Origin of the sequence: Aliiglaciecola sp. M165 (assembly GCF_007197995.1) — a bacterium.
Lineage (GTDB): Bacteria > Pseudomonadota > Gammaproteobacteria > Enterobacterales > Alteromonadaceae > Aliiglaciecola.
The window spans coordinates 161,617-184,554 of sequence record NZ_VKKH01000003.1 but is presented as its reverse complement, the minus strand read 5'-3'; the positions used below and the strand labels follow the sequence as shown (position 1 = coordinate 184,554).

Annotated in this window: 12 protein-coding genes; 10 read left to right on the top strand and 2 right to left on the bottom strand. The window is 43.7% G+C overall.

What is annotated here, in order from left to right; genetic code table 11:
• The first annotated feature begins 75 nt into the window (after positions 1 to 75).
• From FM019_RS06410 to FM019_RS06385, 6 genes are all read left to right on the top strand, one after another.
• A complete protein-coding gene (locus FM019_RS06410) occupies positions 76 to 1,872 on the top strand; it encodes an alpha-amylase family protein (RefSeq protein WP_260681554.1) in 1,797 nt (598 codons plus the stop codon).
• Entirely contained in the window at positions 1,862 to 2,725 is an 864-nt protein-coding gene (locus FM019_RS06405) for an alpha/beta hydrolase (RefSeq protein ID WP_260681553.1), read from the top strand. Before FM019_RS06410 ends, FM019_RS06405 begins: the two co-directional genes overlap by 11 nt.
• Positions 2,722 to 5,190: a TIM-barrel domain-containing protein gene (locus FM019_RS06400; protein WP_143835092.1), complete on the top strand. Its 2,469-nt coding sequence runs from the start codon at positions 2,722 to 2,724 to the stop codon at positions 5,188 to 5,190. Before FM019_RS06405 ends, FM019_RS06400 begins: the two co-directional genes overlap by 4 nt.
• 216 nt (positions 5,191 to 5,406) lie before the next feature.
• Positions 5,407 to 8,412: a TonB-dependent receptor gene (locus FM019_RS06395; protein ID WP_143835091.1), complete on the top strand. Its 3,006-nt coding sequence runs from the start codon at positions 5,407 to 5,409 to the stop codon at positions 8,410 to 8,412.
• A gap of 71 nt (positions 8,413 to 8,483) precedes the next feature.
• A complete protein-coding gene (locus FM019_RS06390) occupies positions 8,484 to 12,872 on the top strand; it encodes an alpha-1,6-glucosidase domain-containing protein (protein ID WP_143835090.1) in 4,389 nt (1,462 codons plus the stop codon).
• Positions 12,873 to 12,980: 108 nt separating this feature from the next.
• Positions 12,981 to 14,795 (top strand): SGNH/GDSL hydrolase family protein, encoded by a 1,815-nt coding sequence (locus tag FM019_RS06385; protein WP_143835089.1) that lies wholly within the window; start codon positions 12,981 to 12,983, stop codon positions 14,793 to 14,795.
• 29 nt (positions 14,796 to 14,824) lie between these two features.
• Here FM019_RS06385 and FM019_RS06380 read toward each other — a convergent pair whose 3' ends face one another.
• The gene (locus tag FM019_RS06380) at positions 14,825 to 16,528 is read right to left on the bottom strand and encodes an SGNH/GDSL hydrolase family protein (protein WP_143835088.1); all 1,704 of its coding nucleotides are present in this window, start codon (positions 16,526 to 16,528) and stop codon (positions 14,825 to 14,827) included.
• 154 nt (positions 16,529 to 16,682) lie between these two features.
• Between FM019_RS06380 and FM019_RS06375 the strand changes: the two genes are divergently transcribed.
• The 3 genes from FM019_RS06375 to FM019_RS20800 are packed head-to-tail and all read left to right on the top strand — an operon-like array spanning position 16,683 to position 19,200.
• The gene (locus FM019_RS06375) at positions 16,683 to 18,578 is read left to right on the top strand and encodes a carbamoyltransferase (RefSeq protein ID WP_143835087.1); all 1,896 of its coding nucleotides are present in this window, start codon (positions 16,683 to 16,685) and stop codon (positions 18,576 to 18,578) included.
• Between the two features lie 50 nt (positions 18,579 to 18,628).
• The gene (locus FM019_RS06370; RefSeq protein ID WP_143835086.1) at positions 18,629 to 19,048 is read left to right on the top strand and encodes an SxtJ family membrane protein; all 420 of its coding nucleotides are present in this window, start codon (positions 18,629 to 18,631) and stop codon (positions 19,046 to 19,048) included.
• Positions 19,048 to 19,200 carry a DUF5989 family protein gene (locus FM019_RS20800; protein ID WP_185969210.1) on the top strand — a complete coding sequence of 51 codons (153 nt, stop codon included), beginning with the start codon at positions 19,048 to 19,050 and terminating at the stop codon, positions 19,198 to 19,200. The genes FM019_RS06370 and FM019_RS20800 overlap by 1 nt, the downstream gene beginning before the upstream one ends.
• On the opposite strand, the gene FM019_RS06365 is transcribed toward FM019_RS20800, so the two are convergent.
• Positions 19,171 to 20,664 carry a tryptophan halogenase family protein gene (locus FM019_RS06365; protein ID WP_260681552.1) on the bottom strand — a complete coding sequence of 498 codons (1,494 nt, stop codon included), beginning with the start codon at positions 20,662 to 20,664 and terminating at the stop codon, positions 19,171 to 19,173. The genes FM019_RS20800 and FM019_RS06365 overlap by 30 nt on opposite strands.
• Before the next feature lie 227 nt (positions 20,665 to 20,891).
• On the opposite strand from FM019_RS06365, the gene FM019_RS06360 reads away from it, so the two are divergent.
• On the top strand, positions 20,892 to 22,931 hold the full coding sequence (locus FM019_RS06360; protein WP_143835085.1) for a glycoside hydrolase family 97 protein: 2,040 nt from the start codon (positions 20,892 to 20,894) through the stop codon (positions 22,929 to 22,931).
• The last annotated feature ends 7 nt before the right edge of the window (positions 22,932 to 22,938 follow it).

Sequence of the window (22,938 nt, the reverse complement as noted above, 5' to 3'; positions counted from 1 at the left end):
ATAAGAGCACTAACCTTAGCCTTTGTTACTACCCTTACAATAATAGGGTGTCAATCAGCGACCAAGACTCAGCCTATGCAAAGCAATTCTACTCAGGTTAAACCTGTCGTTTATCAGGTTTTTACGCGATTGTTTGGCAATACCCAAAACAACAATATTCCTTGGGGCACTATTGAACAAAATGGGGTGGGAAAGTTTAGCGATTTTACGCCACAAGCCCTGCAAAGTATCAAGGCATTAGGTGTCAGCCATGTTTGGTACACGGGCGTACCGCATCACGCCGTCATTAATGACTACAGCGAATATGGGATCAGTAATGATGATCCCGATGTGGTTAAGGGCAGGGCTGGCTCACCTTATGCAGTCAAAGATTATTATTCGGTTAATCCGGATTTAGCCGATGATCCGGCAAAACGATTAGAGGAATTCGAAGCCTTAATTCAGCGCACCCATGATCAGGGTATGAAAGTGATCATTGATATCGTGCCTAATCATGTGGCTCGCGATTACCAATCCTTAGCCAAACCCGAGGGAATAAAAGACTTTGGAGAAGACGACAATACTTCGGTCGACTATGCACCCAACAATAACTTTTATTATATTCCTGGTGAAGATTTTCAGGTTCCAGACTTGGCTAATGACATCAAACCTTTGGGGGGGGAACCTCATCCTCTAGCGGACGGTCAATTTTTCGAAAGTCCGGCAAAGTGGACAGGCAATGGATCGCGATTAGCCAAACCTAATGCCGACGATTGGTACGAAACAGTCAAAGTGAATTATGGGGTGCGACCAGATGGAAGTTACGATTTCGCCGAATTATCTGAAGCATATCGCTTTAAAGACCATGCACAACATGCAGAATTTTGGGCAGATAAAACCATTCCAGATTCATGGCTGAAATTTGAACATATAGTGCATTATTGGTTGGATAAAGGCGTCGACGGATTTCGTTACGATATGGCAGAGATGGTGCCAGTAGAGTTTTGGAGTTACCTTAACTCATCAATCAAAGTACGAAATCCCGAAGCGTTTATTTTGGCTGAAGTATACAACCCGGCCTTGTATCGAGATTATATTCAACTTGGTAAGATGGATTATCTTTATGACAAGGTGGAGTTTTACGACAACTTAAAATGGGCGATGCAGCAAAAACAGCCCACAGATGCTTTGGAGTTAATTCAATCTAATCTGTTTGATATTGAACAACACATGTTGCACTTTTTAGAAAATCACGATGAGCAGCGTATTGCCAGCCCAGAGTTTGCTGGTGATGCAAGTTGGGGTAAGCCTGCATTGGTCGTATCAGCGTTAATTAGCCGTTCTCCGACTATGTTGTATTTCGGGCAAGATGTGGGCGAAAAAGGTGAACAAAATGCCGGATTTGGCCGCCCTTCGCGAACGTCTATTTTTGATTATATTGGCGTTCCCGCCCATCAAAGATGGATGAACAAGGGTAAATTTGATGGTGGTCAATCTAGTCAGCAGGAACTCGCGCTGGGACAGTTTTATGAAAGAGTAATGAATATTAGCGCTTTTCACCCAACCATGACCGGCAGTTACCAAAGTTTACATTCATACAATCGATGGAAAGACAGTGATTACGGCACCAAAGAGTTTGCGTTTGCGCGCTGGACTGATAATCATCAACTTTTTGTAATAACCAGCTTTGAGCCTGAGAAAAACAAACAGTTTACATTACATGTTCCACCTGACTTAATTAAAAAGATGGGTTTAGAAGATGGCGATTACTCATTGCATAACTTACTTAACGATGAATCTTTCATTTTACAGATTGCGCAAGGAACAGGTTTGGTTAATTTGACGATACAAGCAAAAGGCTCACTCGTGTTAGAGGTGCACCATGATGATTAACCGTTTGAATCGATTTGCTATTTACACTGCCATTGTTTTGTTGTTATCGGCTTGTGAGAAAAGCCAACAGGCTAACATCGCAGAGCAAAGGTCACCTAGTGCCGCGCCGAATGTTATTGTGCTAGACAGTGTTTTCGATATGCCAGGCTTGGATCGAAAACGTAAGGTTCGAATATACCTTCCGCCAAATTACGATTCTGAAACTGATTATTATCCAGTGCTTTATATGCACGACGCGCAGAACCTGTTTGATGACGCGACCTCATATGCGGGCGAATGGCGTGTGGATGAAACATTGAATAAGTTGTCTGAAACCAATGGTTTAAAACTTATCGTGATAGGAATAGACAACGGCGAAGACAAGCGCATGACGGAATTGAGTGCGTGGGACAATGATGATTTTGGTAAGGGCGAAGGACAACAATACCTCAGCTTTATCGTTGATGTCGTTAAACCTTACGTCGATACTCATTATCGCACTAAAGCTGATATTAAAAATACCGGCATTATGGGCAGTTCAATGGGCGGACTCATTTCTCATTACGGTATCTATGCCCGACCTGATGTATTTAGTAAAGCTGGGATATATTCGCCTTCTTATTGGTACTCACAAGATGTCTTTACATTTACCCAAGACAATCCGTTACCTAAATCCGCCAAATTAGACTTTTTAGTTGGCACCGAAGAGGGAGGAGATATGGTCAGTGGAATGGAAAAAATGGTGTCATTAATCGAGTCTCAAGGGCACCCCAGCACAAAACTGCGAAGTAAAATTGTACAAGGCGCAAAACACAATGAAGGTTTTTGGGCAAGTGAATTTGAACAAACCGTGTTGTGGCTGTTTTCAGAATGATTAACTCTACAGACAAGGTTACTGTTCAGTTTAAGCATTCGGCTTTAGGGCTTTTTGCCTGGATCTTCTGTATTGGATGGTGTTTATGCCAATCAGCGCACGCTAAAACCTATCTGTCGCATCAGATAAGTGAGACCCAATTATCAATTCAGACTGATAATGAAAAGATCACTCTTCGACCCATTTCTGACCACGCAATAGAAGTGCTTTATGACACATCTTCCGGAACCCAGCTACCGTCTTTTTCATTAGTTGACGCTAAAAATGCCATAAAAACGGAAGTTGTTGAAAACGAAAAACAGCTGCAGTTCGTGTTGCCTGGATTGAACGTCAAAATCCACAAGTCGCCGTTTAGGTTGAGCTTTTACCAACAAGATGAATTGTTGATTGAAGAGGAAATCGGTTATTTCAAAACCAAAGCCATTCATGGATTTCGCTTTCGATTGCAGCAGAATGAAAAACTGATGGGCGGAGGGCAACGAGTGTTAGGAATGGACAGACGAGGTCACCAATTCCCGCTTTATAATCGTGCGCACTACGGATACACCACAGAGTCGAGTCAAATGTATTATGGGCTACCTGCGGTAATGTCTAATCGTCACTACGCCTTATATTTTGACAACACTGCAAAAGGAAACATGGATATTGGGCATGATGAAGCCGATATCATGCAATTTGATGCGGTAGCTGGGCGGGCGGCCTATGTGGTAGTTGCAGGAAAATCTTACCCACAACTAATTGCCAATTTGACTGAAGTGACGGGACGTCAGCCACTACCTCCAAGATGGGCGCTAGGCAATTTTGCGTCGCGATTTGGTTATCGAACTGAAGCAGAAACAAGAAAGACGGTTGAGGCTTTTATCGAAAACGATTTTCCGCTTGATGCAGTGGTTTTAGACTTGTATTGGTTTGGTCCTGATATTAAAGGGCACATGGGGAATCTTCGCTGGGACAGAACAGCGTTTCCAAATCCGCAAAAAATGATCACTGACTTCTCCGATAAAGGCGTTAAAACGGTTTTGATTACTGAACCTTTTGTTTTGTCTACATCTAGTCGTTGGCAAGATGCGGTAGACAAAAAAGCGTTAGCAACAACACCGGCCAATAGGCCGAGACAATTTGAATTCTATTTTGGCAATACCGGGTTAATCGATGTGTTTAGTGATCACGGTAAACATTGGTTTTCTGATATCTATGATGAATTAAGTCAACAAGGGGTCGCCGGTTGGTGGGGGGATCTTGGCGAGCCAGAAGTCCACCCTTATGATCTGATGCACCGCTATAACGACTCACTTTTTAGTGCGGACGAATTACACAACGTGTATGGGCATCAATGGGCTAAATTGGTCTATGAACAACAGCAGGCTTTTGCGCCCGAGCGTCGCCCCATGATTTTGATGCGTTCAGGTTTTATGGGCTCTCAACGATTTGGCATGATCCCTTGGACTGGGGATGTGAGTCGTTCTTGGGGAGGCTTAAAACCTCAAGTAGAATTGTCATTACAAATGAGCATATTTGGTTTAGCTTACACCCATTCAGATCTCGGCGGCTTCGCAGGGGGCGACTCCTTCGACAAAGAAATGTACATTCGATGGATGCAATACGGTGTGTTTCAGCCGGTTTATCGTCCTCATGCTCAGGAGGATATTGCGCCAGAGCCAGTGTTTCATGATACTCAAACAAAGGACATCGTCAGACGATACATTAAACTTCGTTATGCATTATTACCTTATAATTATAGCCTCGCCTTTGAAAACAGTCTGACCGGTATGCCGCTAATGCGACCCATGGCATTTGAGAATGAAAATAAGCCAGAATTTTTTGATATGGCAGACCAATATTTATGGGGCCATGCATTTTTAATCAAACCTGTAACTGATCCTGGCGCAAAGCGAGTAAATGTAACACTTCCTGACGGCGTTTGGTTTGATTACTGGGATGATAATCGCTATACAGGAAATCAACAGATCTCAGTCAATACTGATATTCAACATCTGCCGGTGTTTGTCAGAGCAGGCTCCTTTATTCCCTCAGTAGAAGCCATACAAACAACAGAGCAGTATTCGACACAAAAACTCAATGTAGACTTCTATTTTGATGACTCGATCGGTGCAAATCGTTATGTACTCTTCGATGATAACGGAGAAGACCCCCAGTCACTTTCAAATAATGCTTATCAACAAGTGATCATGCAATATGCTCAGTCAGATGACGACTCCCACTTATTTACGTTTGAAGTCATCGGGCAGTTTAAAGGTGCACCTGAACAACGTGAAATAACCTTAAAATTGCATAATTGGTCACAGTCTATTCACAAATTGACCCTCGTCAATTCCCAATCATCACCTGCAAAAAGTAATCGAGAAGTAAATTTGCCGGAAAGCGCTTACATCTACGATGGATCTACGAGAAACCTGATTATTAATATCAAAATCAATGATATAGCTAAGCTAAGAATAAACTAGCTTCACCTTCCCAAATACATTAATTAACAATTAATTTACAAATGAGCGGACAATTTGATGCATTTTTATGCATTGAATACGTATGCACAGCATTGAGCAACCTGTTAACACAGATGTAACATAATGTGATCGTAATATTCATCTATTTTTGCGTTCTACGGAAAGAATAATCTCTAGGTGTTTAATTAAACCAACAATTGGGAACGGGAAACACACATGAAAAAATTCAGACCCAGTTTGATCACTGCAGCCTTTTTGGCAAGTGGTATGGCAATGGTAGGAGCTAATTCCTATGCTCAGGAAACTGCCGTAGAGCAGCCTGATACAGCCGATGATCAAATTGAAACCATTGAGGTCAAAGGTTTCAGAACCAGTCTTATTAAGTCGCTCAATCAAAAACGCTTCAGTGATACAGTCTCAGAACAACTTTCTGCGGATGATTTAGGCGGATTACCTGACGTATCGATGGCAGATGCCTTAACACGATTACCGGGTATATCAGCTGTTCGTACTGGTGGACAAGCCGCTGAAATTAACATTCGCGGTCTATCAGGCGACTTTGTCTTCTCTACTTTGAACGGTCGGGAGCAGGTTTCTACAAGTGGTTCTCGTTCAATTGAGTTTGATCAGTACCCTTCAGAACTAATCAGTTCAGCCGCGGTTTACAAGTCACCAAAAGCATCTTTGATTGAAGGGGGGGTCGCGGGTTCGGTTGAATTACAAACAGCCAGTCCTTTAGAAATTGATGAAGATTATAAATTCAGCATGAATTTGCGTGGCATGTTTAATGATCGTGCAGATGAAGTATCGGATGCAGAAGAGTATGGACATCGATTGAGTTTTTCTTATCAAACTAAATTTTTAGATGACACTCTTGGTTTAGCGCTTGGTTATGCGCGATTGTTCCAACCCAGTGTTTCCACTCAGTTTGTTGGTTTTGCTAATAATGCTGACAAGGAAATTGATGGCCAGACCTTTCGAATGAGTGAAGGGTTTGAATTACAGCATCAGGGTGGTGAAGAAACCCGCGACGGTTACATGGCGGTTATTGAATGGGCACCTGTTGATAATTTCAAATTGAAAGCGGATGCGTTTTTATCCAAATTCGATTCCGAGGAGTTTGCGCGCGGTATGCGTATTAAGCTTGGCGGAGCCAGTGCTAATGTCACCAATCCTGTTATCGTGGGAGACAGCATAATCGGTGGTACCTTTGGTCGCACTGAAGGTAGTTTTACCCGAGTTGAACTGGTTAATGATGACAACCAAGACTTCGATGAAGTTGCAAGTTATGGCATTAATGCCGAATGGGAGGCGACTGAAAATCTGACAATGTCATTTGACGTGTCTCTCTCCACTGCAGAAAGTAATTTCAGAAATGGATTGTTGTGGGCCTTAGTCGGTGAAGATGCCACTATCGCTGACCCGGAATTTGACACCAATATTCAAATTTCATATCAGTTAAATGGCTTGGATTTACCTGATGTAGGATTTAATCAAGCGGACGCATTTAGTGATTTAGATCGTGTAATGGTTACCAAATACGGTATTTATCCGTTTCAAAATGAAGACGAGGTGCAAGCCTATCGTTTTGATCTGACCTATGAATTAGATAATGACTTTATATCCTCTATCGAAGTAGGTGTGCGCTACTCAGATCGCGAATACACCAATGACCGCTCAGTGTTTGAATATGGCAGCGATTCAACGTTTTCAGCAGCAGAGCCACCGCTGCGTTTGACCAGCGATATTGCGCAAGTCGTAGAGTGGGGCGGTGACTTCGGTAATTTCCCAGCGTACTTGTCGATAGATTTGGATAAAGCCTTGGATGCATGGTTCCCAGAAGGCAGACCTCAACCGGTTAAAACTTGGGGTGTTGGCGCTCCAGGCGTACTCAATGCACCTGAAGATGCGTTCCCGCGTCCAGACACGTCCTGGTCGGTACGCGAAAGTGGCAAAGTCTTTGAAGATGTTCTTTCTGCCTACATCATGGCAAACATCGATACTGAAATAGGCGGTTTAGCGGTTACCGGTAATATTGGTGTACGACGTGTTGAGTCTGAACAAAGTTCTACTGTAGTGGAACGAACAACAAAAAGTATTGAAGTCGAAGATGAAAACGGTGATTTCCAAACTGTGGAAGTTTCAGCACCTGAGCTTGGCGCGCAAAACATCACGGATGACGCTGGCTTAGTCAATAACTTCTATCGAAATACGTTGTTAACTGACAAATACACAGATTATCTGCCTTCATTAAACTTAAACTTTAAAATGACAGATAATTCACAATTGCGTTTTGCTGCAGCCAAAGTGATGGGGCGAGCACCTATTAATCGTCTGTTTTCAAATGCCAGAAACACTGTTGATGTGGTGACAGCAGAATTAGACGAAGATACGGGTGAAATTGTTTTATCAGCGCCTACAGCAAAAATATCAGGGACCAATACCAATAGTCCTTTCTTAAGACCGTTTTACGCAAATCAATATGATCTGTCATACGAGTATTACTTCGAAGAAACTGAAGGTGCTTTTGTGGCGGCTGTTTTTTACAAAGATATTAAATCTTTTATTGAAGAGGCAACGATCGACCCATTTGATTTTGCTGGAAATGGATTTGAAGTGCCTGATTCAGTAACTGTCATCGTGACAGACTCTGAAGGCGAGCCAATCTTCCAGGATGGCGGACCTTTGACAGTTGAAGTACCAACGGAAAACGGTGCCTATACGCAAGCAATTAATAACGCCGAAGGTGGTTATATTAGAGGAATAGAGTTGTCATACACACAAGTGTATAGCTTCTTACCGGCACCCTTTGATGGCCTGGGTATGAGTGCAAGTTATTCATTCACTGAAAGTGAAATTCAGCGAACATTGGACCCTGATAATGGCGTGTTTTCGACTGACCTTCCTGGTCTTTCTGAAAATGTAGCGAATGCGACGCTGTTTTATGAGTACGAAGATTTCGAAACACGTGTAAGCGTCAGATACCGTGATGCCTTCGCCTCACAACAAATCGCCATTAACCAACAAACCGTTAATTTTGATTCTGAAGTCGTCGTTGATTTCCAAGCTTCCTATAACGTGAACGAAAACCTGGGTTTATTGTTCCAGGTGAATAACGTTACAGATGAGCCAACCAAGAGTTACTTTGGTCAGGAATATCAAACGGGCACAATTCAATTTTTTGGAACCCAATACTTCTTTGGTTTGACGTATTCACTATGAAATCACTGATTAATAAATTGAGTTCCTTGGCAACTTGCCAAAGTAAGAATTTAACATTGGAGCAATTACCTATGTTTAGTCGAAATCGAGTTCGCGTGCTGCTAGCCGCTTTACTCACTGCAATATTTTTATCAGGTTGCGGCGGTTCAGACGTTGAGTCTGGGACTGTTGCTCTTACCTGTGATTTACCCTTAGTGCCAGACGCCGCAGGCGCAAACTGTGTTGCGCCTCCACCAATTCAATGTGACCCGCCTACCGTGCCTGATGCACGCAACGAGTCATGTGTCGTCGCTGCAGACCCAACCGCTGAAACTCCGGTGTTTTTTCCCGGCACAGACCAAGCGGTCTTGTATTACAACCGCAACGCAGTTGATGCGAACAATTCGCCAGGTGATACCTCATATGAGGGATGGCGACTGCATACTTGGAGTAATGATGCATGTGATGCCTATGCAGATGACGATACAGAATGGGCAAATGGACGAGTACATGATGGAATCGATCCCTTTTATGGTGCCTACTGGATTTTAGATCTCAAACCTGGTTACGCCGGCACAGACGGCGCCTGTGGTAATTTCATTATTCATATTGGTACGGAAGACTCTGGCAAAGAAATGGGCGGTGGTGATTTTAAAATGCCACTTTCACAAGACGACCCTGATTTTGCTCGGATGAACTTTACGTTCTCAGGCGTTCCTACAGTGTTCGAATTCCCTATTGAATCATTAGGCGAGCAACCAGTTAAAATCGAAGGTGCTGCAGCGCATTGGCTGGATACCAACACGCTAGTGTGGAATACCGGTGATGAGGTTGCGTCTGTTAAATTGCATTATTCGACTACCGCTGGTATTGAGGCTACATTGGAAAGTGGATTAAATGGCACGGCTATTGATTTAGTTGATGCGACCTTGACCGATGAGCAGAGAACTCGCGCTCGCTATTTAGCGGATTGGAGCGCTTATTCAGGTGATTGGACAGCTGATGATGCTAAAGCGGTACTTAAAGGTCAGGTGGTCGCAGGAGGATATAACACTGATGGCAAGCTGATCGTCGCAACCGCAGTGCAAACTCCTTTAGTACTCGATGCCCTATATACTTGGGGTGAAGAAGATGCCGATGAGGCAACGCTCGGCGCTATCTATTCCGAAGACGGTTCAATCACTGCGGCATTATGGGCGCCAACTGCTCAATCCGTTAAGTTGAATTTATACTCTGAAGGTAAAACCTTATCTTCTTCTGTAGACATGGTTGAAGATCCCACAACAGGAATTTGGACGCACACTGGTGGAGCAGAGTTGGATCGACAATTGTACCGCTATGAATTGTCCGTGTTTCACCCTGTTTCTGCAAAAGTTGAAATACTTGAAACGACTGACCCGTATTCCGTCTCAGTATCAACCAACAGCCGATTTTCTCGATTTGTTAATCTAACCGATGACGATTTGTACCCTGAAGGATGGATGGGCCACACTATTCCTGAAGCAGGGGATTTGGAAGATGGCGTGATTTATGAAGGTCATATCCGTGATTTCAGTGTTAGAGATGAAAGTGTGTCTGCCGCTAATCGAGGCAAATACATGGCCTTTACAGAAACCGATTCGGTGCCTGTTCAACATCTTAAAGCTTTGGCTGATGCGGGAATGAAGTACTTCCATATTCTGCCAGCAAATGATATCGCAACTATTGAAGAAGACGAATCTCGCAGTGTTGGTATGGATAGTACCGTTGCTAAGCTGTGTGATTTAAACCGTCGAGCAGCGATTTGTCAGGATGCTTCTGTTGATCGAACTCAGACCTTGCAACAGGTGTTCGATAACATTAGCGCGGTTTCAAATGCGGGAGAAGCGCAAGAGCTTGTTAACGACATCCGCGGTGTAGACAGATTTAACTGGGGTTATGACCCTTACCATTTCAGCGCACCAGAGGGTAGTTACTCCTCTGATCCTGATGGCGTAGCGCGAATTATTGAAATGCGTGCGATGAATCAGGCACTACATGAGTTGGGCTTGCGGGTTGTGGTGGACGTGGTTTTCAACCACACCAGTGAATCAGGTTTGAATTCTCGTTCAGTACTAGACAAGACCGTGCCAGGTTATTACCACAGATATAACCTAGAAAGTGGTGCAATTGAGCGTTCAACTTGCTGTGAAAACACGGCAACTGAGCACAAAATGATGTCTAAACTCACCACCGATTCTTTAGTAATGTGGGCATCGCAGTACAAGTTTGACGGATTCCGTTTTGATTTGATGGGTCACATGACTAAAGATTCTGTTCTAGATGCGCGCACAGCAGTACAGATGATTGATGAAGATACTTTCTTCTACGGTGAGGGCTGGAACTTTGGTGAAGTCGTTGACAATGCACGTTTTGATCAAGCGACTCAGCGGGGTATGGCTGGAACAGAAGTCGGAACCTTTAATGACCAAGTTCGTGATCCGGTTAGAAATGGTTTGTTCTTCTTCAATAGTGAAGATAATTTGTCAGAGAATTTACCTGAAGCGCAAGACAAAATTAAAATGGGCCTTGCTGGCACACTTTCCGATTTCGTATTCGAAGATCGCAATGGTAATGATGCCGCAGCGAGCACATTAGGTGCTTATGCTTTGGATCCGGCTGACATCATCAATTATGTATCTGTGCATGATACAGAGACATTGTGGGATAAATTTCAATATACATTGCCAGATGATTACACCTTAGAACAGCGTGTGCGCGCGCAAGGCGTGGCTTTATCTGTGCCAATGATGGCGCAAGGTATTCCATTCTTCCATATGGGTAGTGATTTACTTCGCTCAAAGTCTATGGACATCGACAGTTTTGATTCGGGAGATTGGTTTAACTACATTGATTTCACAATGAATTCCCAAAACTGGGCTGTAGGCCTTCCGATTGCGAACAAGAATGAATCTAACTGGACAACAATGAGTGCGTTCTTTGCTGCACCTGAAAGGGCAGCGTCGATGACGGAGATTGAATATAACCATGAATTATTCAAGGAGTTATTGAGCATACGCGATGGGAGTAAATTATTCCGTCTGACCACGGCTCAAGATATATTTGACCGTGTTGGTTTCCATAACGTGGGCAAAAACCAAACACCAGGCCTCATTGTTATGAGTATCGATGATGGCGTGGGTCCAGATGCAGAAAACCCGTTTGCTGACATTGATCCTATGGTTGATGCCATTGTAGTCGTTATCAATGCAACCGAAGGAGAATTGTCTCATACAGTTCCCACAGCGGCAGGATTTGAATTGCATAGCATCCAAGCGAGCTCAATTGATCCCATGGTCCGCGGTGCATCATTTGTTGCAGGTGAAGGGGAGGAAGTCGAAGGCACCTTTACAGTACCAGCGTTGACGACCGCCGTGTTTGTGATCCCGCAAATGGGCGATCAAGGAGCAGGTCTTTCTGCACTGGCGACCTCAGGTGCGCCTGATGTTGTACCTTATGGCAGTACGCTAGTGTATTTGCGCGGTTCAATGAACGACTGGGGTGCGGTACAGCAATTTGTTTATCAAGGTGATGGTATCTATGAGACAACGGTAGAGCTTACCGCTAATACAACCTACAACTTTAAAGTTGCTGATGCGGATTGGGGTTCTGAGTCTGGGGTTAACTTTGGCCCTCAAACTGGCGATGCGACTGTTGTTTTGGGTGAAGCCAAACCTATCGAAAATCCAGGTGATGGCAATATATCCTTCACACCAACCTATGACGCACCTTATACTTTCTCGCTTAATGCTGCTGAACCTACAGCACCAGAACTGACAGTAAACGATGCTAGACCCTTTGGTGAGACTGTCGTTTATCTGCGCGGTGTTGAAGGTGATTGGGGAACAAATAACCCGATGACATACGATGGTGAGGGTGTCTACACCGCTACTATAGCGTTGTCTGCAGGCGAACAAGAGTTTAAAGTTGCTGATGCGGATTGGGGTGCATTTGGTGTCAACTTTGGTGTTGCTGATGGTGCCGATCAAATTACCACAGGTAGCACGACAACCCTTGTCGGTTCCAATAACAATGTTCGATTAAACGTTGAGACAGCAGGAGATTACGTCTTCAGTTTTGATGCATCGGATTTAGAGAACCTTTCTCTGGAACTTTTTGCTCCGGGTATGTATGGCGCTACGGAAATATTTGTCCGTGGTGGTCACAATGGTTGGGCCGCAGATACAGCGATGACCTTCGACGGTAGTCACAAATACTCTGTTGAACTAGACTTAACCGAAGGGGATATGCAGTTTAAAGTCGCTGATGCCGATTGGGCTGACATCAATATGGGTGAAAGCTCTGATGGTTCACAGGTGACTTTAGGCGACCGAGTGAAGATAGAACCCAACAGTGGAGGTAACATGCAGTTCAGTGTTCCCGCCACAGGTACTTATGTGGTTGAAGTGAAAGGCCCTAACCCGGCTAATCCTTCAGTGGTATTTAACCGCAAAACCAACTAAACCTCGGTATCAATAAAATTCAAAATCCCGGCGAAAGTCGGGATTTTTTTTTGTTACTATAACAGCAAATGTTTTTTAGCACGCTTAGGTGAAAATTAAAAAAACATCATGAAGAAATTGTCATTCTATTTCATTGCATTGCTGATCCCCTTTGTTTTGCTTTTATCAATCGAAGGGGTGTTAAGGATAATTGAATTTCGTGAGCCTCAACCTTTGTTTATAGAAGCAACAGGGCAGGCAGGATATTTAATGCCAAATGAAAAGGTTATTCAGCGTTTTTTTCCTTCAGCGAATTTGGCTCCCAATGTCAGTCCCGACACGCAGTTTTTTAGGCAATCTAAATCGCCCGATAGCCTTCGAATTGTTGTACAGGGTGGCTCAACAGCTGCGGGTTTTCCTTATGGCCGTTGGGGCTCACTTTCTGGCATGTTGCAACAGCGTTTTAAACGCCTTTATCCAAACAAAGATATTGAAATTATCAATACAGCAATGGCATCGGTTAATTCCTACACTTTGTTGGATTTTGTCGATGAAATTATTCAAATTGAGCCTGATTTAGTGCTCATATACGCTGGTCACAATGAATACCTGGGAATCATGGGGGTGGGGTCAGCGTATGCCTCCAGAGGAGGGCGCAGTGCTAATTTACTTTATTTGGCACTAAAAGACTGGCAATTGTATCGAATGGTTGAGTCACTTTATTACGGTTTTGCTGCTAGCGTGGAACAAAATACCGAATCGGATCAACTCAACGACAGAACTCTAATGGCCAGAATTGCCAAAGATAAAGATATTCCACTTAACAGTGATATTTTTCATGCGGGTATTGCGCAATTCGAAGGCAATCTTTCTCTTATCTTAGACAAATATGAAGATGCTGGGATACCAGTAGTGATCGGCGATTTGGTCAGCAATGAAAAAGATCTCATTCCTTTTTCAGCCATTAACGCACTTGCGGGCGAAGAAATACAAGAAATTACCTTGATGGGTTCGACACAACATCGGGAATTGATATCGAATTTGAGGCATGTGATTGACAATGACCTGTCGAATAATTTAGCTGCAGACTATTTTAAACTCGGGCACGGGCTATTAATGTCGGGGCAGGAAAACAAAGCCAAACAAGCCTTTATCGACGCTAAGGATCACGACACCTTGCGCTTTAGAGCGCCGTCTGAATTTAACCGAATTATTGAAGCCTTGAGTGATCGCCCAAACGTTTATTTGGCGGGTGTTCAAGAGGCTTTTGTCGCCGATTCACCAGAGGGAGTGATTGGTAGCAAGCATATGCTGGAGCATTTACACCCCAGTGTGCGAGGATATTTTATTCTCGCCAACGCCTACGTTGATGCACTAATCCTGAATGATTTATTGCCAGAACCGGCAAATAACGATTTACAAGGTGCTTGGCAAGAACAGCCTGTAACGCTTGCCGATAAACTCTACGGAAACTTTAAAGTTGAAAGGTTGGTGTCAGATTATCCGTTTACCACTGAAAAGAAAAATGTCATTTTGCCACCATCCGACTCTTTAGAGTCGTCTGCGTTGAAAAAGCGAGTTGATGGTGCAGATTGGTTAACAATCAATCAAGATTTATTGAGGGCATATCAGGAAAATAGAAACCTCCCTGAAGCCGCAAAGGTTGCTGGTTTAATGGCAGATGCTTTGCCAAATAACACGCAACTTACGTTTATTGCGGGTATGCTTTACAAGCAGATTAACAATCTGCCTTTGTCTACTCATCATCTATTGCGGGCTGTAAACCTTAACCCTGAAAACCTGCAAGCACGATTATCCCTCGCGCAAAATTATTTTCAGTTGGGTAACAAAGCGCGAAGCTTAATGCAGTTAGAGCAAGTCAAACGGCAGCAACCAGATCACCCACAGGTCGATCAATTTATTCAAATGGTTAAAGATCATTAATGATAAACTGCTGCTCTAATTCAATTGTTTTATTTATCTTCTTCGGCCCATTTAGAGCGTTGTATGTATGTGCTAGCCCGAGCGGTTTGGCCAGTTTTCATCAACATATCAGCGGCTTGCACATTTAATCTAGCCTCGTAAGGTAAGGCATCAGCTAACATAAGCTGGGTTTTAATGACTTGTGAGGAATTACGCTCTGCTTGATAATTAGTTTGTGCGTGTTGAACCATACTTAACCAATTCAGCTTTTTGTCGAACAAGTCTTTTCCAAGTTGTTGTTGCCAATTTTGTGGCGCAGGAAGTTTTAATAGTTGAGGCTCATCGACAAAAGGATAATCAGACTTGAGTTGGAGCGCTTTGGCAAAACCATAATATTCTTCCGCTTGCAGCAACATCCGTTGTTTCCATGCAACATTAGGCGTGATTTCTTGTTTAAATGATATAGCTTTGGACATGCTCATTGACTGATAAAAGGCGTCAGACAATAAAAAATATCCTTCTACGTTTGGGTGTAAATGCTCGAGCATTAAATTGTTACCCACCACACCGAGAGGGGATTGCTGTTCAAAACGTTGTTGCGCGTTGACTAATATGGCGCCATAGCGCAGCGCATGATTTCGGATTATTGAGTTGATCGCTTCGGGCGCTCTAAATCGCAGCAAGTCGAGATCCTTAGCTTGGGTTAAAAACAATTTGGCTTTTGTTGAATCGCCCAAAGCATTAAATATTCTCCCTAGCTGAAAGTGGGCATCTGCACTATCTGTGATTGAGACACTTTTAGCGGTTTGCTCAAGCAGCACGTTATCAACGGATTGTGTTGTAATTTGTTCGCTAAGTTGCCGTAATGCATTTTCCAAGTTTGAGGGTGTTGGCAAGCTGGAAAATGGCCGTTGGTCGAGCAGATTGCTGACGAGTGTCGAGATGAACACGGGAATGCCAGCACCTTGATATTTTTCCAAAATCAAGCTCAGATTTTGTTCAAATTGCGCCACGCCAGCGCTAAATAGCTTACTGTCCTGGGGGATCGTTTTATGTTTAGCAACCTTAGCCATAAAGGTTCGAGACGCTGCAAAATTAGCTTGTACCGTCGTTTCTGATTCCTGGTTTTTTTCCTCTATAAAAGCGACTTTCAGGCTATGGTAAAGACTTTGTATTAACTGAAAGGTTCTGTACTCTTTTAATTTTAAAAAGAGTAATGTGGTTGCCGCAGAGCTCGCGGCTGTGTAGTTTGAACCCACTCCCATGATGCCAAGAAATTCGTTGTGTCCCATATAAATTAATACTGCATCAGGCTGCTGCGCGATAATTTCATCCACCAAATCCAAATTGGTGTAGGAGTTGACCGCCGCTAGTGAGGTATTGATGATCTCGACGTAATTGTCTGGGAAAGACTGTTTCAGTCGGTGATCTAACATGCCGGCAATTGAGGCACCTAACCCGTAAGGAAACCCGGCGGCCGTTGATCCGCCTTGAACGAAAAAGCGCAATCCATTCTTGGGTTTTTCAGCGCGAAAAAAGTTTGCTTCTATGGTTACACTAGGCACGTCCGAAGCGTTTGGAAAATAGCGTTTTACGATGTCAGGACGAGGCAACAAATAGTCTGGCGCATCAGGGTTAGGAATAAATAATGGATATGACTGACCATAACCCGCGAAACGAAGACCTAATTCGAGCAATATAAAGAAAAGAAAAGGGATGAATACGGCAATGGCACGAAACAGCCAGACTTTCATGTTAAACCTTTGATGGCGTGCTAATTTGGTTAATTCATCAACCTAACCCAATCTATGATTGCCTTCAAGGTTGAATTCGTATTCAATGTAAAGATTACGTGAAATAGTTGTCGTTTCTTAGTTAAATACAGGTCACAGAAGTAGCGGTTTATATATGACGATCATTCTTGGCATTTCAGCCTACTATCATGACAGCGCAGCCACTATCGTCGTAGACGGTGAAATTGTTGCAGCAGCGCAAGAGGAACGATTTTCGCGGGTCAAACACGATCCCGCTTTTCCTGCTCAGGCGATCCTGTTTTGCCTTGAACGTGCGAACTGCACACTGGAGCAGATAGATGCAGTCATTTTTTATGACAAGCCTATGCTTAAGTTTGAACGTTTACTCGAAACCTATCTTGCTCATGCGCCGTCAGGCTTCCTCTCTTTTTTACGCGCAATGCCCATTTGGCTCAAAGAAAAGCTCTATCTTAAAAGTGTTTTGCGGCAGGAGCTTCGCACGCTCATCCATCAAGGAAGAGCAGATAAAAATCAAACGACAATAGCCGAAGAGAAGAAATACGAGAAGCGTCCTAACTTACCGCAATTATTGTTTAGTGAGCATCATCAATCCCATGCGGCATCTGCGTTTTTCCCCAGTCCATTTGAAAAGGCTGTGGTGTTATGTCTTGATGGTGTTGGCGAATGGGCGACCTCAAGTGCGTGGTTGGGGGAAAAGAATCAACTTACTCCGCTGTGGGAAATTCAGTTTCCTCATTCATTAGGGTTACTCTATTCGGCATTTACCTACTATTGTGGATTTCGGGTTAATTCCGGCGAATACAAGTTAATGGGGTTAGCGCCTTATGGTGAACCCAAGTATGTGGACACCATATTCAATCATCTTATTACCGTAAACGAAGACGGCAGTTTTGCTTTAGATATGTCTTACTTCGATTATCCAGCGGGTGATCGAATGACTAACAAAAAGTTTGATGCTTTGTTTGGTGGGCCTGCGAAACAACCCGATGATCAAATCACTCAACGAGAAATGGATCTTGCGCGGTCAATTCAGGTTGTCACGGAAGAGATCGTGTTAAAGATAGCCAAGTATGCTCATCAACAGACCGGTATGGAGTATTTGTGTTTGGCAGGTGGTGTTGCTTTAAATTGTGTCGCGAATGGGCGTGTACTGCGTGAAGGGCCGTTTAAAGATATTTGGATCCAACCTGCTGCAGGCGATGCCGGTGGATCACTCGGGGCCGCATTGTTAGCTTGGCACGAATATTATGAAAAGCCCCGGGATGTGTCTACCCAGTCATCCGACTCCATGCAGGGCGCGTATCTGGGCACAGAGTACACGAATGCAGAAATCGAAGGATTACTGAAACAGAAGGGGGCACCATACTCTTACCTAAACGATGATGAGCTATTTGCAAAAACGGCAAAATACATAGATGAAGGAAAAGTGATTGGCTGGTTCCAGGGAAAAATGGAGTTTGGCCCCCGTGCGTTAGGGAACCGCTCAATTATTGGCGATCCTCGCAACCAAACGATGCAATCTCAAATGAATTTGAAGATAAAGCAAAGAGAGTCCTTTCGACCCTTTGCACCTGCAGTTCTAATAGAAGATTCAAAGACCTATTTTGATCTAGAACATGCAAGCCCATACATGCTGTTAGTGGCCGAGGTTAAATCTGAGCATCGAATCAATAACAACAATAGCGCTCTACGTTTTGGTATAGAACGGTTGAACGAAGCGCGATCTGTAGTCCCTGCGATCACTCATGTAGATTATTCTGCCCGGGTACAATCGGTGGATCAAAAGACCAATCCAAGATTCCATCGGTTATTGAGTGAATTTAAACAAATGACTGGCACTGGCATGCTAATCAATACTTCTTTTAATGTAAGAGGCGAGCCGCCTGTTTGCTCTCCAGAAGATGCGCTGAGGTGTTTTCTGGCAACAGAAATGGACATGCTAGTGCTTGAAAACTGTATGCTGTTTAAAGCTGAACAAGACCAAAAGCTCATTGTAAAAGCAAAGCAGGTAGTGTTTGAAAAGGATTAACTAACACTATGAAATATAAACGAAATGTCTGGTTACGCGTAACATAAAGTATGTTGATTTTATTAAAAAAAGACGATCATGAGAACCTAAGAGCATTTGCCATCACAATGATGTGGGTGTTTCCTGCCGTTTTCATGTTACTTTTACCCTATGTGTTTGAGCAAATTATACCTTGGTGGCCTGCGTTGCTTAGTGGCGTACTGGCGATTCTCTACATCGTTCATCCGTCAGGTTTGTATTATCCTTATCGTGTCTGGATGTGGATCGCGTTGATCTTAGGCTGGTTAAATACGCGGATCATTCTTGGGATCGCATTTTATGGTTTGATTTTACCCATAGGCATTTTGCTTAGAATTTTTGGAAAATTACAATATTCAGCTATGTCCAAAAACAAAGTAAAAAACACCTCATCGTTTTGGATTTCAAGTGATAAGTCCAAAACCAAATCCAATTTAAAGGACCCATTTTAATGCTGGAGTTTATTCAAGATCTTTGGGCGTTTTTACGCGTGCGTAAAAAAATTTGGTTGTTACCCATAGTCGTCGTCCTGGCACTGTTGGGCGCCCTCGTGGTGGCGACACAACAATCTTCTTTAGCAACGTTCATCTATACCTTGTTCTAAAAAACCCTGCGCACATTGTCGAATGAAATGCTGAATTTCAGCGATGTTCACGTCGTGTGTGGCAGGTGAACTTGCGCCCAGAGGCGGGAACCTGCCATAACCTGCCAACAAACAGTGCCAGGACACAGCAGGATAATAGTGACCGATATTTTGGCGATTGATTTCCTGTGTCAGATCGCCACCTTTGTCCCAACAATCAAGAATGTGTAACAACGAATCTGACAGATGTTTATTGTTTGCATTGTCCAACCAATAATTTCCCTTGTTACGAGAATTCACTTTGTAATGACAGACAATATAATCCCGGATCCCTTCAAAACGACTCGAAATCAACTGGTTAAATTCTGCCTGGTGTTGGTTGCTAAACTGACCAGAGGTAAAAGCGCTGATGAAAGTCTCTACTGTATATAGAACCAAATGCAATGCTGTGGCTTCCAGAGGCTCAATAAAACCCTGTGATAAACCCACAGCGAGACAGTTTTTAACCCAATGTTGTTTGGCACATCCCACGCGCATTTTAAGATGTTTGACCGGTACTTCTGCGTCAAGCAATCCTAACTTACTTCTTAACTCCAGTTCTGCCTGTTCAGGTTCTATGTATTGAGTTGAGTAAACATAACCATTGCCAGTGCGGTTGGTGAGAGGGATATCCCAGCTCCATCCGGCCGACATGGCCGTTGAAATTGTTTCTACGTTTCTCGGTTTGGTTGCTGCAGAGGGAATGGCAACTGCCGCATCGTTAAAGAGATTGTCTTTGTATTCAACAAATTCCGTGCCCAATGTTTTTTGTAATAAGACTGCCGCAAAACCACTACAATCGACAAACCAATCTGCGGTGTAGCTATGGCCATTTTCATCGATCAATGCCTGGATATCACCGGATAAATGGGTTTTAACCTCATCAATTTTAGCTTCAATGTGTTTAACACCGCGGTCTATTGCAACACGTTTTAAGTATTCCCCCAGCAGTGCGGAGTCAAAATGATAGCCATAATTGATTGAAAGCGGGAATTTGGCTTGGGTTTTGGGATGTTTAAAATGTTTGGCTAAATAGGCAGACAAAAAGTACTGATTTGGATGGGGATCAACATCGTGACCCTGTCTACGTAACAGGCTATTAATTAAAAAACCTCCGGCGGTTTGCCGATCTGGACGAGAAGGGAATGGATGGAAGTAGTGTTCAAACCCCGGTTCTAAAGACCAGCCTTTGAAGGTGATCCCGTTTTTATAGGTGGCATTGCATTTTGGCATCCATTGTTGTTCCTCAATTCCTAGAGTATCGAAGAACACTTTTAAATGTGGGGTAGAGCCTTCTCCCACGCCAATAATACCGATGTCCGGTGACTCAATTAAGGTGACAGTGAATTCGTGCTGACTCAGGGTATGTTGAAGCAGGTTGGCAGTCATCCATCCTGCGGTTCCACCGCCTAAAATGATGATCTTCGGATCTGGCTTTTTACTCACTATTTATTAACACCTTAAGCGCACATCTAATTAACAAAGATTAACATTGGCATTTTTTCCTGACTATAACGAATCTGGGTTAAATGCCCTAATGGCGGTTGTTCTGAGGTCTGAACTGACCTGAATACGTATGCAGAGGTTTGTTTCACTTGAATCGCAAAGGTAGTATCTGCTCTTTAAGGTTGTTAACGGTTATTTAACAAATTCTGTCGGGACTCATTGATGCCATGCTAAATCCAAAAATAATGGTAGGTTGCCTCCTGCTTGCCGCCTCTTTTACTAGCGTATCCTTTGCAAAAAACGTTAAGGTGACATCACCGAACAAAGCACTTGTGGTCGAAATCAGTGACGAAGGGGATGTTCTGAGCTATCAAGTCTCTTTAAACGGACAAAGGATCCTAAAGCCGTCAAAACTTGGTTTGTTGTTTCGTGAAAAAGCAGGCTTTGCACAGCCATTGTCGATCGCTAAAACACAATCCGGCCAATTGGATACAACCTGGGAGCAACCCTGGGGAGAACGAAAATTTGTGCGGGATCATCATAATTATTTGATGATTTCACTGAAAACTGGCGACAATCAAGATTTCGATGTGAGCATGCATTTTAAGGTTTTTGATGATGGTTTTGGTTTTCGTTATGAGGGACAGGGCAGCGCATCAGAAGAGGTAGCTGTTATAGATGATTTAACCGAGTTTGTGTTTGAATCGCCAGAGCAAACACAGTCTTTGTGGATCCCTTCGAGAGCGTGGAATCGCTATGAGTTTCTCTATGAAAATACCTCAATGGACAAAATCGATCGGGTACACACACCGGCGACCTTCAAACTGCCGACCGGCGAGCATATAAGCATTCATGAAGCGGCATTAGTTAATTTTGCTGCGATGACGTTGGATCAGCAGCGCACAGGCACCTTAAAATCGGATTTAACGCCTCGCTTTGATGGATTAAAAGTCTTAACTAAAGGCGATTTTAAAAGCTCATGGCGCACCGTCCAGGTGAGTAAAGACGCCGTGGGGTTGCTCAATTCCGATCTGATTTTAAATCTAAATGAACCAAACAAATTAGGTGATGTTTCCTGGGTTGAGCCAGGCAAGTATATTGGCATCTGGTGGGGGATGCACCTAGACGTCAATACCTGGGGCAGTGGTCCAAAACATGGTGCGACGACAGAACGAACAAAGGAATACCTGGATTTTGCCGCAAAATATGGTTTTGATGGCGTGTTAGTCGAAGGTTGGAATCTGGGATGGGATGGCAGTTGGTTTGACAACGGTGATGTATTCAGTTTTACCCAGAGTTATGACGATTTTGACCTCAGCGCTGTTTCTACACATGCAAAATCTAAAGGTGTGCGTCTAGTCGGGCATCACGAAACCTCAGGAAGTATCAGTAATTACGAGGCGCAAATGGAAGAAGCCTATGCTTTATATCAAAAACATGGCGTGCGCCAGGTGAAAACCGGGTATGTTGCCGATGGCGGCAATATCAAGCGTATTGATGAAAAAGGCATTGCTCGCAAAGAATGGCATGATAGCCAGCTAGTGATTAATCATTATTTGCACAGCATACAGCGGGCAGCGGAATATCAAATCAGCATCAACACTCACGAGCCGATAAAAGATACAGGATTGCGCAGAACCTATCCAAACTGGATAAGTAGGGAAGGCGCAAGGGGGCAAGAGTTTAATGCCTGGGGCTCGCCTCCAAATGATCCAGCTCATACTGTGGAATTGGTCTACACTCGCATGTTGTCCGGACCAATGGACTTTACACCAGGTATTTTCAACTTAGCGTTTGAAGGGCTAGATGCAGAGAATCGAGTTCAAACGACATTGGCCAAGCAGTTGGCATTATATGTCGTCTTGTATAGCCCAATTCAAATGGCTGCGGATTTGATAGAGCACTACGAACAAAATCTGCCAGCGTTCCAATTTATTCAAGATGTTCCCACCGATTGGCAACAGAGCAGAGCGTTGGCTGGAGAGCTTGGGCAATATGTGGTGTTTGCTCGCCAACAACGAGATAGTCAAGACTGGTTTTTAGGTGCCATTACCGATGACAAAAAACGCAGGGTTGAAGTTTCACTGGATTTTCTGCCGCCAGGAGCGGTTTTCGAAGCACAGATTTACCAAGATGGTAAAGATGCCAATTGGCGCGACAACCCATATGATCTGGACATTATTAAAAGGCAGGTTAAGCATAGTGACAGCTTGACATTAAATTTGGCGTCAAGTGGCGGCGTAGCCATTCGCTTCAAAGCATTGTAGGGGAAAA